Raw genomic sequence first — 3,095 nt, forward strand, 5'->3', positions numbered from 1 at the left:
TGATGGTTTGAATGTAAGAAAACAATTCAGGAAATAGTTGAATTTCATCAATAATGATGCCTTCTTTTTTACTTGTAAGGAAAGAACGTGGATCGCTTTTCGCCTCATCCAATGTATCGGGATTTTCAAGATTGACATAGTCATAAGCCGGGAAGCACATTTTTGCCAACGTTGTTTTACCTGATTGGCGCGGACCGGTTATTGAAATCACAGGCATTTTACCGGCCATTAATTGCAATGTCGATATGAGTTTTCTTTGAATCATTTTACAAAGATACAACAAAACATTACAAATCTGGAATGCAATTCCAGATTTGTAAAAACACCACCTACTGCTAAGCAGTGTCTGATCAATTCTTGTTTTTTTGTTGAAGCTGATAAATTCACGGTCTCTATACTAAGATTAAAGGCCCCTCCCGGTTCCCGGGACTTCACTGACCGTCGGTAGACGGACGGATTCGCCTCTACCCTAAGAATGAATACCCCTCCCGGTTACACCGGGACTCCTCCGTCAGCTGACGAATTCGCCTCTATCCTCTCCCGGTTGCACCGGGACTCACCGCCCGTCGGTTGACGGTCGGATTCGCCTTAAGGGGGGAGATGGGGCAGTGCAGTGCGGGTGTTGGAGTTGTTATTTTTTGGTTGCTTGTTGCTTGTTGCTTGTTGCTGGTTGCTGGTTGGGGGCGTGTGGTGCGGATGTTGGGGTGTGATTATTTGGTTGTCGTTGTTGTCGTTGTTGTCGTCATTGTAATGGTTGTAATGGTTGTAATGGTTCCCGCTCCGCGGGACTGCGGCTTCGCCTTGTGTCATGGTTGGGGGCGTGTGGTGCGGATGTTGGAGCTATTATTTTTTGATTGATTAATCCTCGTTAGTAAAAAAAAACCGACTAAGTCGGGGGAAAGGTTTACCATTGAAGTTGCTGGGTATAGGGATTATTACGCCTACCGGTTCCCCTCTCGGTTGCACCAGGACTCACCGCCCGTCGGTGGACGGTCGGATTCGCCTCCAATACCCCCCTTAATCCCCTCCCGGTTACACCGGGACTCACCGCCCGTCGGTTGACGGTCGGATTCGCCTCCAATACCCCCCCTTAATCCCCTCCCGGTTCCCGGGACTCCTCTACGCTTCGCCTAAAGGGGGAGATGGGGCTGTGCAGTGCGGGTGTTGGAGTTGTTATTATTTGGTTGTAATGGTTGTAATGGTTGTAAAGGTTGGGGCAGTAAAGTGCGAATTTTGGTGCTTTTATTTTTTGATTGTTTAACCCTCGTTAGCAAAAACCCCCGACTTAGCCGGGGGAAAGGGTTGCTTTGAAGTTGCTGTGTGCAAATTTGGTTATGTATTTTTAGTTTCAACCCCGACTGAGTCGGGGTTCAGGTTTTTCAAACCTCGACTAAGTCGGGGGAAAGATTTGCCATTGAAGTTGCTGGGTGCGGGGTAGTTAGGGTATTAATCCCCTCTCGGTTGCACCGGGACTCACCGCCCGTCGGTGGACGGTCGGATTCGCCTCCAATACCCCCCTTAATCCCCCCTTAAGTGGGGAGATGGGGCTGTGCAGTGCGGGTGTTGGAGCTATTATTATAGCTTCTTCATTGCTAGCATTATGAAACAACGTTCAACGTAATGAAATGGAGTTAATTGCTCCCGGTTTCACAAGGTTGATACAATTGAGAAAGTAATTATCAGGAATTTTTTTCATTCGTTGTTGAAAGATAGGAGTTAATTCGTTCAATAAAATCGGTCATTTCTGTGTGCATCTCAAGAACATCTTCTTTTGAGAATGTTATAAACGGTGCATAATCACCATCACTTCTATTTTTGTATGCGTCTCTGATTATTTTTCCGTATTTCACTTCTATCTGTCCGGTTTTAATAAAGGATTGGTTGAACCAGCCAATTAACTGTGCGTGTTTTGACGAAGCGAATTCAAATTTTAATGCTAATGCAGTTAAACAATAAAAAATACCATAATAGATTCTGTTTACTGCTACATTCAGTAAGTTTATTTCAATCAGTTTACTTACTTCGCTAATTGTTTGATTGGCCTGGTCAAGTCTGTATTGAATTAGAATGTCGCGGTCGTCCTTATCAATCATGCATGTAATCCTTTTTTTAAAGCATTCTTAAAAAATGGATGTTTGCCCCGAATGCTGTTTTTTAGTTCAAATTCGGATATAATCTGAGTGTCAAGAAATATGTTATATTTCAGATCAAAATCGTAGCACAAATCATTGATTGCTTTCTGAATCTTACGGTCATAATTAACATTGATTACAATTAATACATCGTAATCGGAGTTTTTAGTTGCCTTTCCATTGACTCTGGATCCGAAAATCACAATATCTGATACTATATTATTCAGTGAATTATTCAGATGTTGTTTTATCTCTTTTGCCAGAAGTTTTGAACTTATCATACATCATCTCATTAATTTATTCAAAGATACTTTATTGTTGGGTTTTCAACAAATTTCCGATTGCATCGGAAGCCACCCGGGGCTATTGTTGTTTGACCCCTTCGGGGTCAGTGGTAAAGTGTCTGTCAGATGGTTAAGGCCAAAGGCCTTAAAGCAATAGCGCAGGGCGCAGCCCTGCGTTTAGGGCAGCGATGTTAGCCCCAAAGCCCTGAAAGGGCGAAAGCAAATGATAAAAAGCCAGGTAAATATATCATTGGGCTAAAGCCCGCTCTTAACAACGATTTATTTATTACACCACATAAATGTGGTGCCTATTGAAGAATCCTACCTCATGTTTATCCCAGCCGGTTGTGCCGGGATTCACCGCCCGAGGGTGGACGGTCGGATTCGCCTCCATTACCCCCCTTAATCCCCTCCCGGTTACACCGGGACTCACCGCCCGTCGGTAGTCGGTCGGATTCGCCTCCAGGGGGGAGATAGGGCAGTACAGTGCGGGTGTTGGAGTTGTTATTTTTTGGTTGCTTGTTGCTTGTTGCTTGTTGCTTGTTGGGGGCGTGTGGTGCGGATGTTGGGGTGTGATTATTTGGTTGTCGTTGTTGTCGTTGTTGTCGTCATTGTAATGGTTGTAATGGTTCCCGCTCCGCGGGACTGCGGCTTCGCCTTGTGTCATGGTTGGGGGCGT

At 44.9% G+C, this 3,095-nt stretch carries 4 protein-coding genes; all 4 read right to left on the reverse strand.

All coding sequences use genetic code 11. The features are described 5' to 3' along the window. On the reverse strand, positions 1 to 265 hold a 265-nt coding region (locus tag FHS86_RS19005), incomplete at its 3' end, for an AAA family ATPase (RefSeq protein ID WP_429417608.1). 323 nt (positions 266 to 588) lie between these two features. Continuing rightward, entirely contained in the window at positions 589 to 810 is a 222-nt protein-coding gene (locus FHS86_RS19010) for a hypothetical protein (protein WP_429417611.1), read from the reverse strand. A gap of 869 nt (positions 811 to 1,679) precedes the next feature. Next, positions 1,680 to 2,093, reverse strand: a complete 414-nt coding sequence (locus tag FHS86_RS19015; RefSeq protein ID WP_429417614.1) for a HEPN domain-containing protein — start codon at positions 2,091 to 2,093, stop codon at positions 1,680 to 1,682. Beyond that, positions 2,090 to 2,413: a nucleotidyltransferase domain-containing protein gene (locus FHS86_RS19020; protein WP_429417616.1), complete on the reverse strand. Its 324-nt coding sequence runs from the start codon at positions 2,411 to 2,413 to the stop codon at positions 2,090 to 2,092. The genes FHS86_RS19015 and FHS86_RS19020 overlap by 4 nt, the downstream gene beginning before the upstream one ends. Positions 2,414 to 3,095: the final 682 nt, after the last annotated feature.

Origin of the sequence: Roseimarinus sediminis (assembly GCF_050433125.1) — a bacterium.
Classification (GTDB): Bacteria; Bacteroidota; Bacteroidia; order Bacteroidales; family Prolixibacteraceae; genus Roseimarinus; species Roseimarinus sediminis.

Excerpts from the sequence above, each read along its gene's own strand:
- FHS86_RS19010 (WP_429417611.1), bottom strand. The coding sequence starts at position 810 with ATGACACAAGGCGAAGCCGCAGTCCCGCGGAGCGGGAACCATTACAAC.
- FHS86_RS19020 (WP_429417616.1), bottom strand. The coding sequence starts at position 2,413 with ATGATAAGTTCAAAACTTCTGGCAAAAGAGATAAAACAACATCTGAAT.
- FHS86_RS19015 (WP_429417614.1), bottom strand. The coding sequence starts at position 2,093 with ATGATTGATAAGGACGACCGCGACATTCTAATTCAATACAGACTTGAC.